Genomic DNA, 22,003 nt, shown 5'->3' on the forward strand with positions numbered 1-22,003 from the left:
ATCTAATGAACAATAATTGCGTGAAAATGTTTCAATGGCTTTTAAAACTAACTAACAGTCTCAGAAATAAAAAGATATTCGGTAATCATGCTGATAATTAGATTCTTATGGTTTTCGGCAAATGCATTAAACTCCTCTTCTGATGCATTATACATTTTCATATTCATATTCTTACCCACAAAAACAAACTGCAAACTCCCCATAATCAAAGGCATCAAATGCTCCACACTTATATTGCGCATTCGGCCGTTTATGATCTCTTCTTCAATTTGGTTTGATAGTGTAACATGTAATAATTCCTTAAACCTTGATAACTCCGGCAAAAGCCGTTCGGGGTCCCGATGGATTTCGGTCATCAAAAACAACACTAAGCTCGGCTCCTTCTTCATCATTTGAAAATCTTCTTCAATAAGCTCAATCAGCTTTTCACGGATACTGATTGGTTTCTCAAAGATTTTCAGCGTGTTTTTACAATAATAACTGAACAGGTCTCTAAAAATCTCAAAAAAAAGTTTCTCTTTACTTCTGAAATAATAGTTCGTAAGCGCAATGTTCATGCTGGCTGCCTCCGCTATGTCTCTTGCGGTGGTGCCTGCATATCCCTTTTTTAAAAAAACAGACTTCGCTGCTTCTTTAATTTTTTCTTCACTTGATTGAGTAATGCACGTCACTTTTGCCTCCTAATTTTCAAAACTTGAGCCAAAGTTGAAAACTATTTTTTTATCCGCCAAATATTTAAATGCATATTTTAAACAAATGTTTAAAATGTTTGTTTAGTTTAAAAAAAACTGTGTTTTGTACTAAAAAATAGAGACCTACTTTTCATTGAAATAATGGAATAATATTATTTGACTTTTTTTAATTCCCTGAATAAGTGATTAGTTATTTGTGAATGCCCTTTGCTGTTTTATAAAAATATCCAAATAATACGACGCTTTTGCATTGGTATTATGCTTATAAAAAATAGTATGATTTGTGAGGGTTTGTTTGTTAATTTGATGTCAACTTTGGTAAAACTCACAAATCTCCCTTTTGAAAATCACCTTCTTACATAACGAAGAAGAACTTCTCTGGCAGCGCTTCAAAGCGGGTGACAGTGGCGCGTTGGGGCAGCTTTCGCGGCGTCATTATCGGGCGTTGTTTAATTACGCCGCCAAATTCACCAAAGACCGGGAAATTGTCAGGGATTGCATTCAGGATTTGTTTCTGGAACTCTGGGAGCGACGAGAACACCTGACCGAGACGCCTTTTGTTCGGATTTACCTCATCAAATCCTTGCGTAACAACCTATTTCGTAAACTTCGTCAAGAACGGTGGATGCTTGAGTCGGAAGATTTGGACGAAGATTTGCCTTTCTCAGACCATACCTCCGCCGAATCAACCTTGATTGAAAGCGAGCTTTTTCAAGAAAACGAAGGAAAAATAAAGGCAGTTTTGGCCAAACTTCCCAAACGGCAGCAAGAGATTATCTTTTTAAAATTCTACGAAGGTCTGTCCAATGACCAAATCGCCGAAATTTTGACCATGAACCGTCAATCGGTAGCCAATCTGTTGCATCGGGCCCTTACTTCTTTAAAAACCAATTGGTTTTCGTTGGCCAAAATGTTGCTTTTCTGCTGGGCCAATGTAAAATAATCAAAAAAATGTTTTTGTAAGTGAGTATTGCCGCGGGCCATGTGTCTATCTCTTTATAGACAGGGTATCAAAGTACAATTCTTTCTATGATTGATTATACCGCCTACGACGCCGAGGCGTTGGCCTTAGACGAATCGTTTCGGGCGTGGGTTTTGGAAAATGCGGAATCACTTTTTTGGGAGCGATGGCTGGCAGAGCATCCCGAAAAGGACGCGGCTGTGCAACAAGCTAGGCGGGTTGTCTGGGCATTGTATCGTGCGCAAGAAGAGATTTCGGAAGCGGAAGTAGACGAGGCCATCCAACAGCTCGTGCAACGCGCCGAGGAAGGCGTAGCGGTGGTACCGCTTTGGCGCCAAACTTGGGTGCGCGTGGCGGCGGCATTGGTGTTGATTCCACTCGCTGGATGGCTGATTTTTCAGCGGAATTTTAGCGAAGAAGTAACCCCTTACCACGAAATTGTTCAGCAGATTAAGCATGAAGTTAAGCTCATCGAATTTACCAATACAACCTCCCGCGCCCAATCAGTGATGCTTTCCGACGGCAGTTCTGTGGTGTTACAACCGCAAACGCGCATTAGTTATCCCACCATTTTTCAGACCGATAAGCGGGAGGTTGTATTGTCTGGCGAAGCCTTTTTTGAAGTCTCTAAAAATCCCGAAAAACCGTTTTTTGTGTTTGCCAACGGGTTGGTAACCAAAGTTTTGGGTACTTCATTTACGGTGCAAGCCTACGAAAAAGACCAGGAAGTTCGGGTCATTGTCAAAACCGGAAAAGTGTCTGTGTTTACCCGGGAAGACCCCACGGCGGATGCCAAACAAAAAAATCGAGAACTGACTGGCTTGGTGCTGACTCCCAACCAACAAGTGACTTTTCGACGGGCAGATAGCCGATTGGTGCGCTCGTTGGTTGAAAAACCGCAGTTATTGGCGCTGTCCGACATTCAGCAGCAGAGTTTTGAGTTTCGTCAGGCGCCTGTTTCAGATGTATTTGCGGTGTTGGAAAAAGCCTACGGTGTAAAAATTGTGTACGACGAAGAACTCATGGGCGCTTGCGAACTCACCGCCACGCTCGGCGATGAACCGTTGTTGGAAAAAATGCACCTTATCTGTAAAGTACTGGAAGCCAATTATGAACTGATAGACGCGCAGATTGTGGTGACAGGGAAGGGATGTAAGTAAAAAAACAAATAATAACCGCTAAACTCCACATACTTCGATAAGTAAAGAACCTTTTAAACCCCTTGGAGACGCTATGATTTAGAAAAGTATCACCCATTAACCAACAAAAAAGTCGGCGATGTGTCCGCATCACCGACCCGTAATTTTCCCCAAAGTTTCTCAGGCTTCGTGACACCCGTTTATTGACGAGTGCGGGGATGTTTTTGTCAATTCAGTAAACCAACAAAGTCCAAAATTATGTCAAAACATCGACAATTCAACAAGTTGCTGCTCAAAATCATGCGAATCACTTGTTACCAATTATTTCTGACAATTCTGTGCACTTCCCTAGGGTACGCCATAGATACCAGAGGGCAGGAACTACTCGAACGAAAAATCAGCGTTCAGGTGGCTAACCAAGAAATTGGACGCGCCCTCGAACGCATTGAAAAAGTGGCGGATGTGCATTTTATGTACAGCCCTCAGCTTATTTCTTCTAAACGAAAAGTAACTTTAGTAGCTAAGAATGAGCGGCTTTCCACCATACTGGAAGGCTTGCTCCGGCCGTTAAATATTGAATATGAGGTGGTAGGAAACAAAATCCTGCTCAACCGAATGCCGCCCAGAACCGAACCCGAAAACGAGCGAGCCGAACCTTTGCTGAAAGAAAAACCCGTCGATAAACTTCTTAAGGGTAGAGTGATTGACGCCGAAAAAGGGGATGGACTGCCGGGGGTGAGTATTTTGCTCAAAGGAACGCAGCGCGGCACATCCACCAATGGCGATGGCGAATATTCCATTGCCCTACCCGATGGCGAATCGGCAGCGGTGTTGGTGTTTAGTTTTGTGGGCTACGAGCCGCAAGAAATCGTGGTAGGCAATCGCACCGCACTTGATGTTTCGCTCAAAACCGACATTAAAGCCCTCAGCGAGGTGGTGGTAGTGGGTTATGGACAGGTCAAAAAGAGTGACTTGACGGGCTCTGTGGCTTCGGTAAAAGCAAAAGACATTACTTCGTTTCCGATTACGACGCCCGTGCAGGGAATGCAGGGCCGCGTGGCGGGTGTACAGGTAATTCAGAACTCGGGAGCGCCCGGCTCTAATATTTCGGTGCGGATTCGAGGGGGCAACTCGCTGAGAGCCAGCAATGAACCCTTGTACGTAGTTGACGGTTTCGCACTTTCGGGAAGCCTTGCCGCGCTAAACCCCTCCGATATTGAATCCATGGAAGTGTTGAAAGACGCCTCCGCCACCGCCATTTACGGTTCGCGCGGTGCCAATGGGGTCGTGATTGTGACGACCAAAAAAGGCAAAGCGGGTAAAAGCCAAGTGGATGTGGAAAGCTTTTACGGGATTCAATCACCCACAAAGCTGATTGAAATGATGAACGCCCGCGAAATGGCCGAAATCGCCAACGAGCGCGCCACCAATGACGGAGTAAAGCCTTATTTTACGCAAGATGAAATCAATGGGTTTGGCGAAGGAACCAATTGGCAGAAGGAATTGCTCCGAAACGCCCCCATCCAAAACCACGGATTGACTTTCTCGGGCGGGACCGAACGGATGCAGTATTCATTTTCGGGAAATTTGCTCTCACAGGAGGGGATTGTTCCTAACTCAAGTTACAAAAAAGGAACCATTCGGGGCAATATCAATCACCGCGTAAGTGATAAACTGACCTTTGATTTTAGTACCATTTTGAGCCGACTCAACCAAGGGCGTATCGACGGCGAAAACAGCAACCGGGGCAACGGGGCGCTTTCTGCCATTTTGGTAGCTCCTCCTACGGTGGCACCGTTTACACCGTCTGGCGATTATAGCAATGTGGTTCCGTATTCGTTCAGTTCCAACGTATTGCTCAATCCGTTTGCGCTCGTCAATGAGCGGACCGACAAAGATGTGCGGGACTACGTTTTGGCCAACACCGCTGTCAATTATGAATTTATCAAGGGACTTTCGTTGCGAATTTCGGGAGGTATTGAAACCTTTAATAGCCGTCAGGATCAATATTCGACCCGTAAACTGTCTACTTCCCCCACGGGCTCGGCCTCGGTTTCCACGTCTCGACAAACCAACCTCTTGAACGAAAATATCCTGAACTACGTCCGTTCGTTTAATGAAAAACACAACTTGGCATTAACGGGCGGGGTGACGTACCAAAATCAAAAAAACAATTCGTTGAGTGCGGGCGGGAGCGGTTTTGCTTCCGATGTACTCACCACCGATGCATTACAAGGAGCCGCTACGCCGGGTATTCCGGGCAGCGGGGCGTCGGAATGGACGTTGCTTTCGTACCTCGGACGGGTCAATTATTCGATGAAAGACCGCTATTTATTCACCGCCAGCTACCGGGCCGACGGGTCGTCGCGGTTTGGGAAGAGCAATAAATGGGGATATTTCCCGTCGGCCGCTTTTGCGTGGCGGGTGATTGAAGAAGATTTTCTGAAAGACAAATCGTTTTTGTCGGACCTTAAACTGCGGGTTTCGTGGGGACAAACGGGCAACACGGCGCTGAGTCCGTACCAAACCCTGAACAGTTTGGCATCGTATCAAACGATTTTTGGCAACGACCTTTCGATTGGCTACGCCCCCAGCGGGAGTTTATCCAACCCCGATTTGAAGTGGGAAACCACCACCCAGACCGACATCGGACTCGACATTGGCTTTTGGCAAGACCGCATTCGTCTGACGGCGGATTATTACCAAAAAAATACCAAAGACTTGTTGGCCATTGTCTCGTTGCCGACTTCCGCAGGCTACACCAGCACGACCCAAAATATTGGGGAAATCCAAAATTCAGGAGTAGAGCTAGGGCTGGACGCCAACCTGTTTTCGGGAGAATTTAAGTGGGATATTTCGGCCAATGTTTCTTTTAACCGCAACAAAGTGAATCAGTTGGTAGGAGGAAGCGACGTGTTTGGTAGCAGCCTGCAAAACCCGCTTGGAGTACCTGTCAGCTTGGTGCGCGTGGGTCAGCCTGTGGGGGTTTTCTTTGGGTATCAAGAAAATGGACTGAACGAAAAAGGGGAGATTGTTTTCAAAGATTTGAACAACGACGGTATTATCAATACCAATGATAAAACCATCATCGGCAACCCCAACCCCAGTGCCATTTTTGGATTCAGCTCGTCGGCTTCGTTTAAAAACTTTGAGTTGAACCTGTTTGTACAAGGTGTGCAGGGGGTAGACCTGTTTAACTTCAACGTGGCCAGTTTTGCCAACAGTTTCAATTTTGGCGAAAACCAAATCAAGGATTTGTACGTCAATCGCTGGACACCGCAAAGCCCTAATCCTAACGCCAAATATCCCAAAATAAGCGTTAATACAAAGTTCAGAGAATCAGATAGGTATGTAGAAAACGGCTCTTTTGTGCGGGTTAAAAATATCCAATTAGCGTATAACTTGCCCACGGCCCGATGGGGGCTTAAATGGATGCGAAAAGCACAGGTGTACGTGAGCGGTCAGAATTTATTGACCTTGACCAAATATTCGTGGTACGACCCCGAAGTAAGCACCCTCGGCGGTGGCAATTCCATTAGTCCTGGCGTAGACCAGTTTGGGTATCCCGTAGCCAAAACCATCACATTCGGCGCACGTCTAGGTTTTTAATTTCCAAAATGAACTTATTATGAAAAAGATAGCTATTCTCTTTCTTACCCTTTTGTTTACATCCTGCGAGAGTTTATTGGAAGAAGTCCCAACGGACCGCTTGTCGCAAGAGAATTTTTATAAATCCAAGGAGGACCTCATTGCGGCCCTGAATGCCGTGTATGCGCAGGTACGGGGGGCAAACTCGTACGGCACCAACTACCCAGCGCAATTGAACGGGATGACGGATTATTGTATTTCGCGCGGCACCCAGATTCCTGTCAGCGAATTTCAGGGATTGGACGGTACCAATATCGGCCGTACGGATGTCATTTGGCGCGACTTGTTTCAAAGCATCAATTCCTCCAATATTGTGATTCAGGCCGTTAAAGGCGTAAACATCACCGACGCCGAGAAAAATGCCATCGAAGCAGAAGCTCGTTTTTTGAGGGCGTTAAACTATTATAATTTGGTGCGTAACTACGGCGGAGTGCCACTCCGCACCACGCCCATCGGTGAGGTGTCGCAGGTGCGTGGGAAACGCGCTTCGGTAGATGAAGTCTATAAACTAATCACCGACGATTTGCAGTATGCCGAAACAAATTTGCCCAAGACCGTTACCTCTGGGCAGGCAGGACGACCCACGCAGTTTGCGGCTAAGCTGCTATTGGCCAGTGTGTATCTGACCCGTGAAAACTGGGCCTTGGCTCGCGACAAAGCCGACGAGGTCATTAAGTCAGGGTTGTATTCATTGGTTGAAGTCAAGACCTCAGATGATTTTGAAAAACTTTACGGTGCTGACTTAACCACGACTTCGGAGGAGGTTTTTTACATTAAATACGCCCGCATTACAGGTCAGGGATGGGGGTATCCGAGTTATCAACACCCCGCCGACGGCCCCTACACCACGGGCGTACGGGCGCATTTTACCTTGCCCACTTTGCCTTTGATCAAAAACTGGTCTGACAAAGACTTGCGCAAAGATTACAACCTATATTCGTCATATACCAATCGCAGCGGTAGGCTGACGACTTTCCCCACGGCAGAGCCGATTTGTTTCCGCAAATTCAGGGATACGCCCGCCAATCCTGCGGGCAATGACTTTCCGCTTTTACGTTATGCCGAAGCCTTGCTTATTTATGCCGAGGCGGTAAGTCAAGCTAACAACGGCCCCACCGCCCAAGCTTTGGAAAGCCTCAATAAAGTACACCGTCGGGCGTATGGGTATCCTTCAGGGGCGGTATCTCCCGTTGATTTTACGTTGGAGGGACAATCGGCGGCGTCTTTTCGCGAATTGGTCATGACCGAACGGGCCTACGAATTTATGATGGAAGCAAGTCGTTGGTATGATCTCAAACGATTGGGCGTGGCCAAACTCAAAGAAATCATCAAAACGGCGCGCGGCAAAGACGTGAAAGATGCGCATTTGTTTTGGCCGATTCCGAAGCAGGAAATGGATAATAACCCCGATTTAACTCCTGCTGACCAAAATCCTGGATATTAATATCTTAAAGGTGTTTTTAGGTAGTAAAATATGCTTAAAAACACCTTTTTTAACCAATAATCACTTTTTACAATGAACAAAATTCGCTCTCTGGTGTGGCTGATTGCCACCGTTATTTTATTGCCGAGTCATAAAATGGGAGGTCTGACGGAATCTCCGAAAAATGCACCCAATAGCCCAATGGCGGTGCGACAGGCCGATGTGATTATTTATGGGGGCACCTGCGCGGCGGTCATTGCGGCGGTACAGGTGAAGAAAATGGGTAAAACCGTCATTGTTGTTTCTCCCGACAAACACTTGGGCGGCTTGTCGTCGGGTGGGTTGGGCTTTACCGACACGGGCAACAAAGAAGTAATCGGGGGCTTGTCGCGCGAGTTTTATCAGCGACTTTATACGCATTATCAGAAAGAAGCCTCCTGGAAATGGCAGAAAAAAGAAGAATACGGCAACAAAGGACAAGGTACACCTGCCCTTGACGGCACCAACCGGACCATGTGGATTTTTGAGCCTCACGCGGCAGAAGGCGTTTTTGAGGATTTTGTCAAAGAATACAAATTGACCATTTATCGTAACGAATGGCTCGACCGTTCGGCCAAAGGAATCACTAAAAAATCGGGCGGAATCACTTCCATTAAGACCCTGAGTGGCAATGTATATCAGGGGAAAATGTTTATCGATGCCACCTACGAAGGCGATTTAATGGCGTTGGCGGGGGTGAAATACCACGTAGGCCGCGAAGCCAACAGCGTATACGGCGAAAAATGGAACGGCGTACAGGCGGGCGTGTTTCAACACGGTCACTATTTCAAAGCCAACGTCAGTCCTTACAAAATTGAAGGCGACCCCAAAAGCGGACTACTACCTGAAATATCGGCCGAACCCATCGCTGAAAACGGTACTGGCGACAATAAGATTCAGGCGTATTGCTTCAGAATGTGCCTCAGCAATAACCCCGACAACCGCATTCCTTTCCCAAAACCAGAAGGTTATGACCCCGCCCGTTATGAATTGTACGCACGGGTGTTCAAAACGGGCTGGCGCGAAACCTACGATAAATTTGACCCCATTCCCAACCGTAAAACCGACACCAACAACCACGGCCCATTTAGTACAGATTACATCGGCAAAAACTACGATTATCCCGAAGCAAGCTACGAGCGCCGTCAAGAAATCATTAAAGACCATGAGTTGTACCAAAAAGGTCTGATGTATTTTCTGCAAAACGACCCGCGTGTTCCTGCCGATGTGCAGGACAAAATGAAGCAATGGGGCTTGCCCAAAGATGAATTTACCGACAATGGCAACTGGCCCCACCAGCTCTATATCCGTGAAGCGCGGCGCATGATTGGCGAATTTGTGATGAAAGAAGCCGACGCTTTGGCGCAAACCAAAGTGCCCAACCCTATCGGTATGGGTTCGTACGCACTTGATGCCCACAACGCGCAGCGGTACGTCAAAAGTGATGGCTTTGTGCAAAACGAAGGCGACATTGGCGTACACCCAAAAAGCGCCTATTCTATCGCTTACGGGTCGATTTTGCCCAAAGAAAACGAGTGTAATAATCTTTTGGTGCCGGTATGCGTGTCGAGTTCGCACATTGCTTTTGGCTCAATTCGGATGGAACCCGTTTTTATGATTTTGGGACAATCGGCAGCTACGGCGGCGGTTTTAGCGATTGACGGTAAAATGTCACCCCAAAAACTTCCCTACGAAAAACTTCGTGAGGTGTTGTTGAAAGACAAACAGCGGTTGGAGTTGTAAAAATGGATGTAACGCCACTAAAACAAATGTTTATCATTAAACCATCACGAGGATGTTCAAGAATTGTTTGTCTTTGTTGACAATTTTGGTTTTCTCTTCCTTTTTGGGAAAGTTCCAACGCGCTTTTTGTCAGATTACGCCTGCATACGATGTCGTAATTTATGGTGGTACTTCGGCGGGAGTCGCTGCTGCAATTCAGGGGGCGAGAATGGGTAAAACCATCGTGTTGATTGAGCCATCAAAACGAATCGGAGGACTGACCACCGGTGGATTAGGTCAAACAGATATTGGTAACAAACAAGCCATCGGTGGGATTTCAAGGGAGTTTTACCAGAATGTCAAAAAACATTATCAAAACCCAGAAAGCTGGAAATTCCAAAAGAAAGAATCTTATCGTGATGGTGGGCAAACTAAAACAGGCCCCAATGAAGATGCAATGTGGACTTTTGAACCTTCGGCCGCTTTGAAAATAATGAAGGAAATGCTGGAGCAAGAAAAAAATATAACCTTGGTGTATGCGCAACGCTTGAACCGTAAGAGTGGCGTAAAAAAATCTAAGGGGAATATCAAGTCCATTCAGATGGAAAGCGGCCAAGTATATAGCGGTAAAATGTTTATTGATGCTACTTACGAAGGTGATCTGATGGCTGCGACAGGAATTTCTTATGCAGTTGGTAGAGAATCAAATGCGCAATACGGCGAAAGTTTGAACGGTGTACAGGCCAATGAAACAAGCCCTTCTTTAAAGGGAACTATTTCCAAAAATGGAATTAACCATAATTTTGTAAACGGAGTTGACCCTTACATCGAAAAAGGAAATCCTAAAAGTGGCTTACTTCCCTTCATTGAAAAAGAACATCCACCCAAGGATGGTACAGGCGATTCAAAAATTCAGGCGTACTGCTTTAGAATGTGTTTGACTGATGATGAAAGAAACCGCATTCCCTTTGTTAAACCTACCGATTATCGTGAAATAGATTATGAGCTTCTTTTTAGAAACTACGAAGCAGGCGAGAAAGCAGTTCCTTGGATCAATTCTAGTATGCCTAATCGAAAAACAGATACCAATAATAGTAGGGGCTTTTCCACTGATTTTATTGGTCAAAACTACGCCTATCCAGAAGCCAGTTATGCAGAACGGAAACGGATTTTTGAAAACCATTTGAATTATCAGAAAGGATTGATGTGGTCTCTTGCGTATCATCCCAGAATACCTGCTTTCATTAGGGAAGAGGTGTCAAAATGGGGAATGTGTAAAGATGAATTTGAAGACGGACAAGGCTGGCAGTCGCAAATATATGTGAGAGAAGCTCGTCGGATGATAAGCAACTACGTAATGACCCAACGCAATTGTGAACGCTTAGAAGTGGCTCCTGACCCCGTGGGGTTAGCTGCTTACGGAATGGATTCGCACAATACCCAACGGTACGTAACCAAGGAAGGCTACATACGGAATGAAGGAAATGTAGAAGCTGGCGTAAAAGAACCGTTTGCAATAAGTTATCAATCGATTATTCCTAAAAAAGAAGAGTGCGGCAATTTGCTGATTCCCATCTGCCTTAGTGCTACCCATATTGCCTATGGCTCTATTCGGATGGAGCCCGTTTTTATGGTGTTGGGACAATCGGCAGCTACGGCGGCGGTTTTAGCGATTGATGGTAAAACGCCACTCCAAAAACTTCCCTACGAAAAACTCCGTGAGGTGTTGTTGAAAGACAAACAGCGGTTGGAGTTGTAAGGAAGACAGCTGTTGGGCTATGGGTTTTTTTAATAAATCACTTTATTTAAGAACTCGGCCAACGTTTTGGTATAATTTTAAAATATTCAGTGAAAAAAAGGTAGAATTTCTATAATTTTAACGGGTGCGAAAGCACTTTACAATTGGTTAGTAATTAAAAAAGCCTCGGTGAGTTTCGCCGAGGTTTTTTATGGTAGATTTTAACAATAAGGGGGTAATATCTTGTTTGAAAATGCTTTAATGGGTCAGAGAAAGTGCCCGCAATGAAACCAACAATGATTAACGAAGATTCACTATGGCAATAAACACATCACGCCGTACGGCCCTAAAAAATATGGCAGGCAGCGCAGCCCTTTTATCGTCGCCTATGACGCTGACGGAAGCTTTTGCAGCATCCGACAAAGCCCTGGGCCCCGAGCTAAAAGGCCGAATCAAGCAGTCAGTTTGCCGCTGGTGCTACAGCAAAATACCACTAGAAGACCTTGCTCGCGAAGCAAAAGCCATGGGTCTGCAATCCATTGAATTGTTGGGTCCCAACGACTGGCCCGTTATTCAAAAATATGGCCTGACGTGCGCCCTGCCCAACGGTGCGGGTATGGGTATCGAAAAAGGATTCAATAATCCGATTTATCACGATGATTTGGTGGCGAGTTATGAAGCCCTTTTTCCTAAGTTGGTGGAGGCGGGCCTGAACACTGTCATTTGTTTTTCGGGCAACCGCAAAGGGATTTCTGACGAAGAAGGTTTGGTAAACTGCACCATTGGACTCAAACGGCTGATGCCCTCCGCTGAAAAATATAAAATCACCCTCATTATGGAGCTGCTCAATAGTCGGGTCAATCACAAAGACTATCAGGCCGATAAAAGTGCTTGGGGTGTTGAGCTTTGCAAGCGGGTAGGCTCGGAGCGTTTTAAATTACTCTACGATATTTATCACATGCAAATTATGGAAGGCGACATCATCGCCACCATCAAGCGCGACCATCAGTACTTCGGGCATTATCATACGGGCGGCGTACCAGGTCGGGCCGAAATCGACGATACGCAAGAACTGAATTACCCCGCCATCATGAAAGCCATTGTGGATACGGGTTATCAGGGATATGTGGCGCAGGAATTCATCCCCAAACGCCCAGACCCGATTGCTTCGTTGAAACAGGCCGTGGAAATTTGTGATGTATAGCCCCTGAATAATGGGTAGAAAATTTTGACTCCTTAACCATTCAACACAAAAAAGAAGAGTCCTGCTTTTTCAAAGGCAGGACTCTTTTGCGTTCATAGGCATCAAAAAGGCACTTTTGACGAAGGTTCTGTTGGAGGTATTGCTAAAATGAACCCATATTTTACGTATGTTGTATAATTTTAATCCAAATTATATTTTGCAAAATGGCCTGTTTTATACTAATAAAGTCTGATTTTGGCGATTTTCAAGGACTTAAAAAATGCTTTTCCGAATATAATTCCGTTCAAATGATTTTTCATGCACTTCGACCCTTAAAACCTACGCTTCATCCCATTTCCCTTTTTCAGCTCAGAAATACCTGCCACTTTTGTCATGTCATTAAGACAAACAAACAGCCAGAAACAAAAAATTAAAATAATTACAGCCAACAATTTAAGAACATTAAAATCATGAAATCGTTAATCACAACCGCCGCCTTAAGTCTTTTAGCATTAAGTACTATTGCAGAAGCACAACCTCAAAAAGAGCAATCGTGTATCGCCGCTCATTTAATGGCCTCGTTACCAACTCAGGATGTTGAATCAACTACTCCCGCTTTTGTGGTCCTCAATATTCAATCGTTAATGGCTTCATTGCCCACGCTCGACGCTACCAACGAAATGCCGACAAATCCAATGAGTGCTGAACTGATGGCTTCATTGCCTACCGAAGATGAAAACATCGAAGCACCAGCTGCTCGTATCAGCAGCGCGAAACTGATGGCTTCATTGCCTACCTTGGATGAAACAATGAGCTTGCCCGCCGCTCGTATCAGCAGCGCGAAATTGATGGCTTCGTTGCCAACGATGGATGCCACAACCGTAACGAGTGTGTTGGTAGATACCAACATCAATCACTTTGATAGCAAATACCATCATACGCCCGTTCGTTTGACCGAAGAATAATCAAGCTACAATTCCATAATCAGATAGAAAGGCGCATCGGAAGGAGGTCAAACTCCCATGATGCGCCTTTTCGTGTTTTAGGCCGTTTTCTCCTGATTGCGCCATTGCTCGGCTTTGCGCCCCACCCACCAGAAAGAGAATGCCAGAATGGCAAAAAAGATGCCTTTGTTGGTGCGGTCCCAAAAATATTCAAAGTACCGCGTGTAAATATTGGCCAAAAAGAACACCAGACAAATATCGCGCAGGGTATCGTTTTTGCTTCTAAACGCGTATGCCGTAAGCGCGGCCAAAACAACCGTAAATCCCGCCGACCAGTACCAAAGTGTGCCCTGTTTGATGGCTGACCAGCGCCCCAAATCGTCGTAATTGCCGAAGATGGAGAGCATCCATGCCGCAAAAAGAAACAAAACCAGTCCAAAAGTATAAGTGGCACGCTCGAACGAAACCAGCGGTTTGATTTTTTCGACCAACCAAGACGATGCCCAAATCAACAGCCCTAAAAGGGTCATACTCAATGGGTAGTTCATTCCTGCAAACCGAAATCCTCCCCCCGACCATTCGTAGATTTGAAGCGCCCACCAGCCCGTCAACGACAAAAGCATGACAACCCATAAAAGCTGTGAGGGCAAAAAGCCGCCGATGAGGCCGTAAACGATGGTCGCAATCAGCAAAGGTTGGGCGTAATTTCCGTTGAAAAGGCCCAGACTGCGGGTCCAGTACGCAATCGCGACGGCTACGCTGAGGGCAATAGTAATGGTGTAAGATTCATTGCTAATTTGGGAGGTAGGGTATTTGAGTTTTCGGCGACGGGCCAAGTACACAAACACGCCTGCCACGAGCGTAAAACCTATGCCTACGGTTGCTTCCGAAAACTCCCATCGTTTGCGCAATAATTCAATCCATTTTTCATCGATCACCAGTGCCCCAAAAGCCAAAAGGCCGCAAGAAATGGCCGAAATAAAGGCATACCAAGCGATGGTGTCGACGTTGGAGCTGCGGACTTCGTAGCTGTTGCGCAGTTCTTCAGCTAGTTCAGGGGATATTTTTTGGGAATCTTCCCAAAAACGAATGGCGTTGATAATGGTAGTAGCTTCTTTTTTGTCAAGTTTCATAGGGCTGTTAATTGATGCTCTGACTAGTAAAATCCCGTGCCGGCGGAGTCATTGATTGGCGGAATACGTCTCAAAATAAAGGATTTTATTGAAGTGTCAGAAAGTGATAGTAGCGCGACGCGGCCATTTATGAAGAAATTGAAACAAAAAGCGATGGACATAATAAGTAATCGTTTGATTATCAATATGTTTTTGTTTTGTGTTTTTGATTTTTCTTTTTTATGCCCTTTCTTTTTTGACCTTATTTAATCCTGTTATAAATTGCAGTAAAATAACGTTATGAAAAATAGTATATTATTCTTTGCCTTGCTACTATCATTGCCTGCATTTTCCCAACATGACTGCGAAAAAACAATTCATTACGAATACAGCAGTTTTGACGGTGAGCACCGATTTTTTACGCCTAAAGAAGATGAAAAAAAAAGGGACGAGCCTATTTACTTCGAAAAGGCGTTATCAAAAGGAGAAACTAAATATTATGTACACATAAAGGTTTATTATCCAACGTTTTATACGGCACTGGTTGACCTAAGTATTCAGTTTGCCGATGGCTCAAAAATTTTGCGTCGGCAGCAGCTCATTGGAGTAAAGCCTTCCAAAATAACCAACTTCTATGAGTCAACTACGCTCTTTCGGATTAACGAAAGCGAATTAAATTTGCTACTGAGTAAGCGTATTGGCGGTTTTAGGATTCAAACCGATGAATTTAAAATTCCTGCCGAAGAAGGTGTTCAGTTAAAACACGAAGTAGAATGCCTGCGGTACGCTCAAGTGCCTAAGTGAGCTGTTGGTGTTTTTTCATCAGCCGCCATCGTTTTCTAATTTCATTTAATCAGTTTCTGTTCTTCCGTCCACCGCATTCGGTAGGCATTGATGGCGGTTTTTCCCAATTTGTTAATCAAACGGTAGTTGACCACCACGCCCACGGCAGCACCGATGCCCGGGATGAGTTGGGCCATTTTGGCGAGGTCGATGTAATCGCGGTATTCCTGCTGGAAGGTGCGCCAGTCAAAAGCGTGGATGTCTTCAGGAAATTGTTTGCTTTTTTCGTCCCAATTTACCATTTGTAAATACACTTCTTTGCGGCGCTCCTGACTCGAAAAAGCCAGTTGGAAAATATGCAAGATATAAAGACGCTCGCGGTAATCGTCGATGGGGTAGCCGTACTGCGCCGCAATATCAAAAAGCAGTTTGAGCTTAATACTCAACAACAGTGGGAAATCTGCAAGCGCCAGCAGAAACCCACCTGCGCCTGCCACGCCCCCTTCGGCGGCTCCTGCCGTTTTGTAAAAATTGATTCGCTTCTGCACGGCAGCTTCGCGCTCTTCCAATGTCACGGCGGGAATTGGTTGAGGGGTAATAAATTCAGCCCCAAACAACACCCCCCGCGTCATTTGCTTGATGGTGGCGGTGATAACATCGTGGATTTTTTCGGGAATGAGGTTATTTATCCAAGTCTGGGCCGATTTTGATAATCGGTTGACGGCCGAAGGCTTTTTCAGCATTTGGCGTTGCCATACGTTCAATTCCTTTTGGGCGAGTTCTTCGTAGGGAGTCATGGCTACGGGGTTGGTGCGTGGTGTAGTTACAAATTATCCCCTAAAAAACAAAATGTAAAGATATATTTCCTATGGCATGGTGGGTGTTTTCTGAAAGGCATCCATGGTGGTACAGGTCAAAGCAGGATGGAAAAGACGGAACAAAGCCGTTTATTCATTAAAATAACGTAAGAGGGACGCCTGATAGAATGTCTTTTGGAGATGGGTAAAAGGGGTAATTATGAAAAAAATTAAAAAATATTTAGAAAAAATAGGATTAAAATCCACCCTTTCTGGCATTAGTAAATTAGAAGGTCGTTGCACCCATCAAAATCAACGTTTTCAGCGCCGTGTACTATTTTTAACAATTTTTCTGTGACAGCACATCATCCAAATAATGGCCTTTGGAATGCTTTTCGGGAGGGCGATCAGTGTGCATTTAAGCGCATTTATGAGTTGTATGCCAAAGAGTTGGTAAGTTATGGATATAAAATCACGACGAATGTTCAGTTGGTCGAAGATAGTATTCATGATCTTTTCATTGAATTGTGGCAAAGCCGTACCAACCTCAGTGAGACAGATTCTATACGGTTTTATTTGTTCCGGTCGCTTCGCAATAAAATCAACCGTGCGCAACAACGGGATGTTTTTTATCAATCGGTGAGTGTAGAAGGAATAGATGGAACTTGCGAGGAGGATACCTGCGAGAGCCGCCTGATTAAAGATGAGAGTCAGGAACAGCTTTTGCGCCAACTCAAGCAAGGATACGGACGCCTGAGCCCCCGCCAGCAACAGGCCATTGATTTGCGTTTTACGCATCATTTCAGCAACGAAGAAGTGGCGCACATTATGGGCGTTAATTATCAATCGGCGTGTAAATTCATTTATACCGCTCTCAAAACCCTGCGCGAAGCAGTACGTATTTTTTCAGTCATCGGTGTTATTATTTTCAATACCATACCCTGAGCTTAAGGCAGGCTTTACAATCTATATCCACTACCATTTTTTGAATTTATTTTTTTACTAACCTAGATGGACTATTATCAATATACCGCCGAAGATTTTGCCGCCGATGACTACTTTAAGGAATGGGTATGTTGTCCTACGGCCGAAAATGACGCCTTTTGGCAGGGCTTTTTACGGGATTGCCCCGAGCGCTATTATCAGATAGAAGAAGCTCGGCGGCTCATTGAGGGGCTGAACCAAATTTGTCCAACCCCAGAAGCGAGCCAATCGGTGCCAGTGATTTGGGCGCGGATTGAGAACACGCTGCATGAGCAATCAACTGAGCGTATGCACAGACCCCAACGTTGGTACATACCTATTCTATCCATTGCGGCTACTCTTGTGGTGCTGATTGCGGCAGGGTGGTTGTATTGGCGTCGTTCTACTCCGTTGGAGATTCCAGGGGTATTGGCTGCTGCGCCCGCCGAATGGGTGGAGGCCGTCAACGGAGCCGACAAAACCATGTTGCTCCAACTGCCGGATGGTAGCATTGTTAAACTGGAAAAAAACAGTCGTCTCAAATATCCAGTTGAGTTCGATGATTCAAAAAGGGAGGTACATTTAGAAGGCGGCGCTTTTTTTGAAGTGCAAAAAAATCCAAAGCGGCCGTTTTTGGTATTTTCTAATGGATTGGTTACTAGAGTTTTAGGTACTAGTTTTCACGTAAAGGCGTATCAGAAAGACCCAAATGTGACGGTGGCGGTAAAGTCGGGACGGGTTTCGGTGTATGCCGAGCGGAACGACGCCCAGCAAGACCCTGAAGTAAAGGGTGTTGTACTGACTCCCAATCAAAAGGCGGTTTTTCACCGTAGCGAGTCCACCATCAGCAAAGTATTGGTAGAGGCTCCGTTGCTGCTGTTACCGCCCGTCGAAATGGCCCGGTTTGTTTTTGAAGCGGCCCCTGCTACGGAGGTATTTGCGGCCCTAGAAAAATCGTACGGGATAAAGGTGGTGTTTGACGAAGAAGTACTCAAAGACTGCACGCTGACCATTAACCTGACCGATGAAAACTTGTTTCAAAAACTTGAAGTAATCTGTAAAGTGCTAGATGCTCGATACAAATTGATTGATGGTCAGGTGATTATATACAGTAAAGGATGTTGATTTATAAAATGCCCTGAGTAAAAAAGAATATTTTTCTAACAAAAAACGCACCATTTGTTACATACAATACTACCTAAACAACAAAATGCTTCTTTAACCTTTAACAATTTTATGTCTATGAAGAGTCCGTCGTTTTTCTCCTGACAAAAAAAACATCAGCAGTGGTCGCACACCGCTGATGCCGTTACCTCCCTGTGATTTTGACCGATCAGCAAGCGCCTGTAAAGACGTGAAGGAGGAGTTTTTGCTATAATTATTCACAAAAACAATCAAAACTAATGAAAAAAACGGTACGTTTTAAACCCCTTGTGTATCATCTCATGAAAATATCGTTGATACAATGTGTGTTGGCATTGATCTTTACGGGTATCTCTTTAGCCCGGGAGGCCAGTGCGCAGGAAATACTCCAGCAGAGAGTAACCATTAATGTTGAGAATCAGGACGTACGAAAGGCGTTGACGGTGATTGAAAAACAGGTCAAAATACGATTTGCGTATCGCCCAGTTACGCTTCCCTCCAATCGGAAAATTACGCTCAGTGCTTCCAATGAGCCGTTGGTGGAAGTGCTCGGTAAGCTAATAAAACCTCTTCATTTGAGGTATGAAATAATTGGAAATCAGATTATTCTGACCCCAGAAAAAGAAGCTGCACCCACCGTCACTCCCGCGCCAAAGGTAGTGCCCATCGAAGCCACGGCCCCCGTGGTTCGTAAAATATCAGGTGTTGTTACGGATGAAGCCAATGCTGGGTTGCCTGGTGTGAGTGTGGTTTTGAAAGGAACGCAGCGTGGTACAACGACCAATTCTGAAGGACGTTTTGACCTTGATGTACCCGACAACAACGCGGTGCTTGTGTTCAGTTTTTTAGGTTATCTGACGCAAGAATTGACCGTGGGCGCGCAAACACAGTTGAATGTTTCGCTGAAAGTAGACACCAAATCGTTGGAAGAGGTAATCGTGGTGGGTTATGGAGTGCAGCGTAAATCCGACTTGACGGGAGCCGTGGGAACCGTAAAAGGTGAAACCCTTCTGGAACGCCCGTCGGCGTCTTTGAATCAGGCCCTTGGTGGGCGGATTACGGGGGTGAATGTGTCGGTTAACTCGGGCCGCCCGGGTGGTCGTGCCAACATTCGTATTCGGGGAAATACCTCCGTGAGTGTAGCCAACAACCCTTTGTACGTCATTGACGGTGTGATTTTGAACGCCACCGATTTGGCCAACGGAAGCACACCCATTGATTACATTAATCCCAACGATATTGCCTCCATTGAAGTGTTAAAAGATGCTTCCGCTACGGCTATTTACGGTGCTCGCGGCGCCAATGGCGTTATCTTGGTGACCACCAAACGTGGCAGTCAGGACGGCGGTCGTATTAGTTATGATACGGATTTCAGCGTTGGGACATTGCCCCGTAAAATTCCTTTGCTCAATTCGGAAGAATTTTTGAGAACGGAAGAAATTGCGTATCAAAATGCTAAAAAATACGACCCCGTAGGTTGGGCTGGTGGCAAGTACGTGAATCCAGTAACCAAGCGTACAAACCCTTTATTGTTTGATGCAAGCGGTAAGCCGCTTTACAACACCGATTGGCAGGATGAGTCGTTCCAAAAAGCGTTTACCCAAAATCACCAACTTGCGTTCAGCGGTGGCAACGCCCGCGATAACTTTGGCTTGTACCTTGGATACCGCAACGAAGATGGTTTGATGAAAGAATCGTGGCTTAAACGCTATTCGGCTCGTTTTGTGATGGATAGCCAAATTAAAAAATGGATAAAGGTAGGCGGTTCGCTCAGCTACAATGACCAGAGCGAAAGTCAGGTAGACCCACTGGGTGCTGGTGGTATCATTGCGATGCGACAAGTATTGGAAGCGCTGCCCATTATTCCAGTCAAATACCCTGACGGACGTTGGGGAGGCAACGAAGACTATCCCGGTATGGAAGGCGGCGGTAACCCTATTCACGTAGCTACTGAGCGGCTTTATTACCTCAAGACCCAAACCATGTTGGGGAATATCTATACCAATATTTCATTGGCAAAAGGCTTAGAACTGCGCACCACATTGGGAACCAACATCATCAACCAGCGTATTGATTACTACGGAGGTCGGAACCTGAATTATATTTCGCGCAACCAAGGCGGTGATGCATCTATCACTGGCGACCGTCATAATTCGTGGCAGTTTGAAAACTACCTGACCTACAATACCAAAATCAACAAAATTCACTCGGTCAATGCCTTGTTGGGATTGGCGTGGCAGCACGTAGATCGCTTCAATTTTCAGGCGAGAGCACAGCGTTTTCAGGATGACTATTTTCAATTCAACAACCTCGGTGCGGGGGCAGTGGCGCTTGCTCCTACGTCAGGAACGAGTGCGTATGGCTTGAATTCATACTTCGGACGGATTAACTACGGCCTCAAAGACAAATACTTACTCACAGTTACGGGGCGGATTGACGGTTCTTCAAAGTTTGGTTCTGCCAATCGCTACGCGGTATTTCCTTCGGCGGCGTTGGCGTGGAGAGTTATTGAAGAAGACTTCATGCAAAATGTGCCTTTTATTTCTAACCTCAAAGTACGTACCAGCTACGGCGTAACGGGCAACTCGGAAATTACGGCTTATCAGGCATTGGCTGGTTTGGGCAACTACTCGGTGATTTTCAACAACGCCCGCCAAATTGGTATCGGGGTAAACCGCCTCGCCAATCCGGACCTGCGTTGGGAAAAAACGGCACAAGTGGATGCGGGCGTAGAGTTGGGTCTGTTTAACAACCGCATCATGCTCGAAGCCGACGTGTACCGCAAACTCACCACTGATATGCTTTTGAGCGCACCCGTACCTTCAAGTAGCGGTTTTACGACGGTAAGTCAAAACATCGGTAGCATGGAAAACCGTGGGGTAGAATTGGGCATCAACACCGTCAACGTAGCAGGCCGCAATTTCTCGTGGAATTCATCATTTAATATCTCCTTCAACCGCAACAAAGTAATTGCGCTTACGGGCGGAGCGGATATTTTCAGCGGCTCTACCATCATCCGCGAAGGCGAGCCAGTAGGGTCATTTTTCGGGTTTGTGCACCAGGGCACTTGGAGCATAGCTGAAGAATCAGAAGCGGCTAAGTATCTCAAAAAGCCAGGTGATATCAAATACCAAGACGTAAACAATGACGGACGTATCAACGACAATGACCGCGTGGTAATTGGTAAAGGTATTCCAGATGGTTTTGGTACGTTTATCAACACCTTTACGCACAAAAATCTGGAATTGATGGTTGACCTGCAATTCATGTACGGCAACGACGTATTGTTTAGAAGCAAGCACTCGGCCGAAGACCGCCAAGGAATTGCCAACAGCTTCAAGACCGTTTTGAATGCGTGGACGCCTACCAATCAGAATACCAATATTGCCGAATTGCGCCCTGTATCAGCGGGTTACAACACCAACAACGATACCGACCGCGTGCAAGACGGCTCTTTCTTGAGAGGTAGAAACATCCTTCTGTCGTATAAATTCTCCCCAAAAATGATTGAGAAAATCCACCTTAATCGTTTGAGAGCCTTTGTTTCGGTACAAAACTTCTTCCTTAACACCAAGTTTGAAGGCTATGACCCTGAAGTATCAACTTCTGGTTCGGCATTTGACCAAGGAGTTGATTTGTATGCCTATCCAAAACCGCGCGTTTTTATGGTTGGGTTAAACATCGGATTGTAATAGTTGTGTAATTTTTAATGGATA

Annotated in this window: 16 protein-coding genes; 13 read left to right on the top strand and 3 right to left on the bottom strand. The window is 45.6% G+C overall.

Annotated features, from left to right (window positions below; all coding sequences use genetic code 11):
• Window positions 1–47 precede the first annotated feature (47 nt).
• Window positions 48–671 (bottom strand): TetR/AcrR family transcriptional regulator, encoded by a 624-nt coding sequence (locus NCI00_RS25730; protein ID WP_166559860.1) that lies wholly within the window; start codon window positions 669–671, stop codon window positions 48–50.
• A gap of 361 nt (window positions 672–1,032) precedes the next feature.
• Between NCI00_RS25730 and NCI00_RS25735 the strand changes: the two genes are divergently transcribed.
• The 8 genes from NCI00_RS25735 to NCI00_RS25770 all read left to right on the top strand — a co-directional run bounded on the left by NCI00_RS25735 (window position 1,033) and on the right by NCI00_RS25770 (window position 13,510).
• Complete coding sequence (locus tag NCI00_RS25735; protein WP_166559861.1) at window positions 1,033–1,635, top strand: RNA polymerase sigma factor; 603 nt, start codon at window positions 1,033–1,035, stop codon at window positions 1,633–1,635.
• A gap of 86 nt (window positions 1,636–1,721) precedes the next feature.
• Window positions 1,722–2,813, top strand: a complete 1,092-nt coding sequence (locus NCI00_RS25740) for a FecR family protein (RefSeq protein WP_253532441.1) — start codon at window positions 1,722–1,724, stop codon at window positions 2,811–2,813.
• Between the two features lie 237 nt (window positions 2,814–3,050).
• The gene (locus tag NCI00_RS25745) at window positions 3,051–6,401 is read left to right on the top strand and encodes a TonB-dependent receptor (protein ID WP_253532443.1); all 3,351 of its coding nucleotides are present in this window, start codon (window positions 3,051–3,053) and stop codon (window positions 6,399–6,401) included.
• A 19-nt stretch (window positions 6,402–6,420) separates the two neighbouring features.
• On the top strand, window positions 6,421–7,884 hold the full coding sequence (locus NCI00_RS25750) for a RagB/SusD family nutrient uptake outer membrane protein (protein ID WP_253532445.1): 1,464 nt from the start codon (window positions 6,421–6,423) through the stop codon (window positions 7,882–7,884).
• A 135-nt stretch (window positions 7,885–8,019) separates the two neighbouring features.
• On the top strand, window positions 8,020–9,645 hold the full coding sequence (locus NCI00_RS25755; protein ID WP_253532553.1) for an FAD-dependent oxidoreductase: 1,626 nt from the start codon (window positions 8,020–8,022) through the stop codon (window positions 9,643–9,645).
• 52 nt (window positions 9,646–9,697) lie between these two features.
• Window positions 9,698–11,383 carry an FAD-dependent oxidoreductase gene (locus NCI00_RS25760; protein WP_253532447.1) on the top strand — a complete coding sequence of 562 codons (1,686 nt, stop codon included), beginning with the start codon at window positions 9,698–9,700 and terminating at the stop codon, window positions 11,381–11,383.
• Window positions 11,384–11,678: 295 nt separating this feature from the next.
• The gene (locus NCI00_RS25765; protein WP_253532449.1) at window positions 11,679–12,566 is read left to right on the top strand and encodes a hydroxypyruvate isomerase family protein; all 888 of its coding nucleotides are present in this window, start codon (window positions 11,679–11,681) and stop codon (window positions 12,564–12,566) included.
• Between the two features lie 449 nt (window positions 12,567–13,015).
• Window positions 13,016–13,510, top strand: coding sequence for a hypothetical protein (locus NCI00_RS25770; RefSeq protein WP_253532451.1), 495 nt, complete (start codon window positions 13,016–13,018; stop codon window positions 13,508–13,510).
• Window positions 13,511–13,587: 77 nt separating this feature from the next.
• Here NCI00_RS25770 and NCI00_RS25775 read toward each other — a convergent pair whose 3' ends face one another.
• On the bottom strand, window positions 13,588–14,622 hold the full coding sequence (locus tag NCI00_RS25775; protein ID WP_253532453.1) for a hypothetical protein: 1,035 nt from the start codon (window positions 14,620–14,622) through the stop codon (window positions 13,588–13,590).
• Between the two features lie 279 nt (window positions 14,623–14,901).
• Here NCI00_RS25775 and NCI00_RS25780 point away from each other — a divergent pair, with 279 nt between their 5' ends.
• Entirely contained in the window at window positions 14,902–15,405 is a 504-nt protein-coding gene (locus tag NCI00_RS25780; RefSeq protein WP_253532454.1) for a hypothetical protein, read from the top strand.
• A gap of 41 nt (window positions 15,406–15,446) precedes the next feature.
• On the opposite strand, the gene NCI00_RS25785 is transcribed toward NCI00_RS25780, so the two are convergent.
• Window positions 15,447–16,181, bottom strand: coding sequence for an EcsC family protein (locus NCI00_RS25785; protein WP_253532455.1), 735 nt, complete (start codon window positions 16,179–16,181; stop codon window positions 15,447–15,449).
• 220 nt (window positions 16,182–16,401) lie between these two features.
• Here NCI00_RS25785 and NCI00_RS25790 point away from each other — a divergent pair, with 220 nt between their 5' ends.
• The 4 genes from NCI00_RS25790 (at window position 16,402) to NCI00_RS25805 (ending at window position 21,979) form a co-directional block, all read left to right on the top strand.
• Window positions 16,402–16,539 carry a hypothetical protein gene (locus NCI00_RS25790; protein ID WP_253532456.1) on the top strand — a complete coding sequence of 46 codons (138 nt, stop codon included), beginning with the start codon at window positions 16,402–16,404 and terminating at the stop codon, window positions 16,537–16,539.
• Window positions 16,536–17,126: an RNA polymerase sigma factor gene (locus tag NCI00_RS25795; RefSeq protein ID WP_253532457.1), complete on the top strand. Its 591-nt coding sequence runs from the start codon at window positions 16,536–16,538 to the stop codon at window positions 17,124–17,126. The genes NCI00_RS25790 and NCI00_RS25795 overlap by 4 nt, the downstream gene beginning before the upstream one ends.
• Window positions 17,127–17,192: 66 nt before the next feature.
• Window positions 17,193–18,269, top strand: a complete 1,077-nt coding sequence (locus NCI00_RS25800; protein WP_253532458.1) for a FecR family protein — start codon at window positions 17,193–17,195, stop codon at window positions 18,267–18,269.
• Window positions 18,270–18,547: 278 nt separating this feature from the next.
• Window positions 18,548–21,979 (top strand): TonB-dependent receptor, encoded by a 3,432-nt coding sequence (locus NCI00_RS25805; protein WP_253532459.1) that lies wholly within the window; start codon window positions 18,548–18,550, stop codon window positions 21,977–21,979.
• Window positions 21,980–22,003: the final 24 nt, after the last annotated feature.

It is taken from the genome of Runella salmonicolor, from assembly GCF_024158025.1.
In the GTDB taxonomy this organism is placed as follows: Bacteria; Bacteroidota; Bacteroidia; order Cytophagales; family Spirosomataceae; genus Runella; species Runella salmonicolor.

What these genes read in the sequence shown, in the direction of transcription:
- NCI00_RS25780 (WP_253532454.1), top strand. Translation starts at nt 14,902, where the DNA reads ATGAAAAATAGTATATTATTCTTTGCCTTGCTACTATCATTGCCTGCA.
- NCI00_RS25770 (WP_253532451.1), top strand. Translation starts at nt 13,016, where the DNA reads ATGAAATCGTTAATCACAACCGCCGCCTTAAGTCTTTTAGCATTAAGT.
- NCI00_RS25765 (WP_253532449.1), top strand. Translation starts at nt 11,679, where the DNA reads ATGGCAATAAACACATCACGCCGTACGGCCCTAAAAAATATGGCAGGC.
- NCI00_RS25805 (WP_253532459.1), top strand. Translation starts at nt 18,548, where the DNA reads ATGAAAAAAACGGTACGTTTTAAACCCCTTGTGTATCATCTCATGAAA.
- NCI00_RS25750 (WP_253532445.1), top strand. Translation starts at nt 6,421, where the DNA reads ATGAAAAAGATAGCTATTCTCTTTCTTACCCTTTTGTTTACATCCTGC.
- NCI00_RS25740 (WP_253532441.1), top strand. Translation starts at nt 1,722, where the DNA reads ATGATTGATTATACCGCCTACGACGCCGAGGCGTTGGCCTTAGACGAA.
- NCI00_RS25760 (WP_253532447.1), top strand. Translation starts at nt 9,698, where the DNA reads ATGTTCAAGAATTGTTTGTCTTTGTTGACAATTTTGGTTTTCTCTTCC.
- NCI00_RS25785 (WP_253532455.1), bottom strand. Translation starts at nt 16,181, where the DNA reads ATGACTCCCTACGAAGAACTCGCCCAAAAGGAATTGAACGTATGGCAA.
- NCI00_RS25775 (WP_253532453.1), bottom strand. Translation starts at nt 14,622, where the DNA reads ATGAAACTTGACAAAAAAGAAGCTACTACCATTATCAACGCCATTCGT.
- NCI00_RS25745 (WP_253532443.1), top strand. Translation starts at nt 3,051, where the DNA reads ATGTCAAAACATCGACAATTCAACAAGTTGCTGCTCAAAATCATGCGA.
- NCI00_RS25790 (WP_253532456.1), top strand. Translation starts at nt 16,402, where the DNA reads ATGAAAAAAATTAAAAAATATTTAGAAAAAATAGGATTAAAATCCACC.
- NCI00_RS25800 (WP_253532458.1), top strand. Translation starts at nt 17,193, where the DNA reads ATGGACTATTATCAATATACCGCCGAAGATTTTGCCGCCGATGACTAC.
- NCI00_RS25755 (WP_253532553.1), top strand. Translation starts at nt 8,020, where the DNA reads ATGGGAGGTCTGACGGAATCTCCGAAAAATGCACCCAATAGCCCAATG.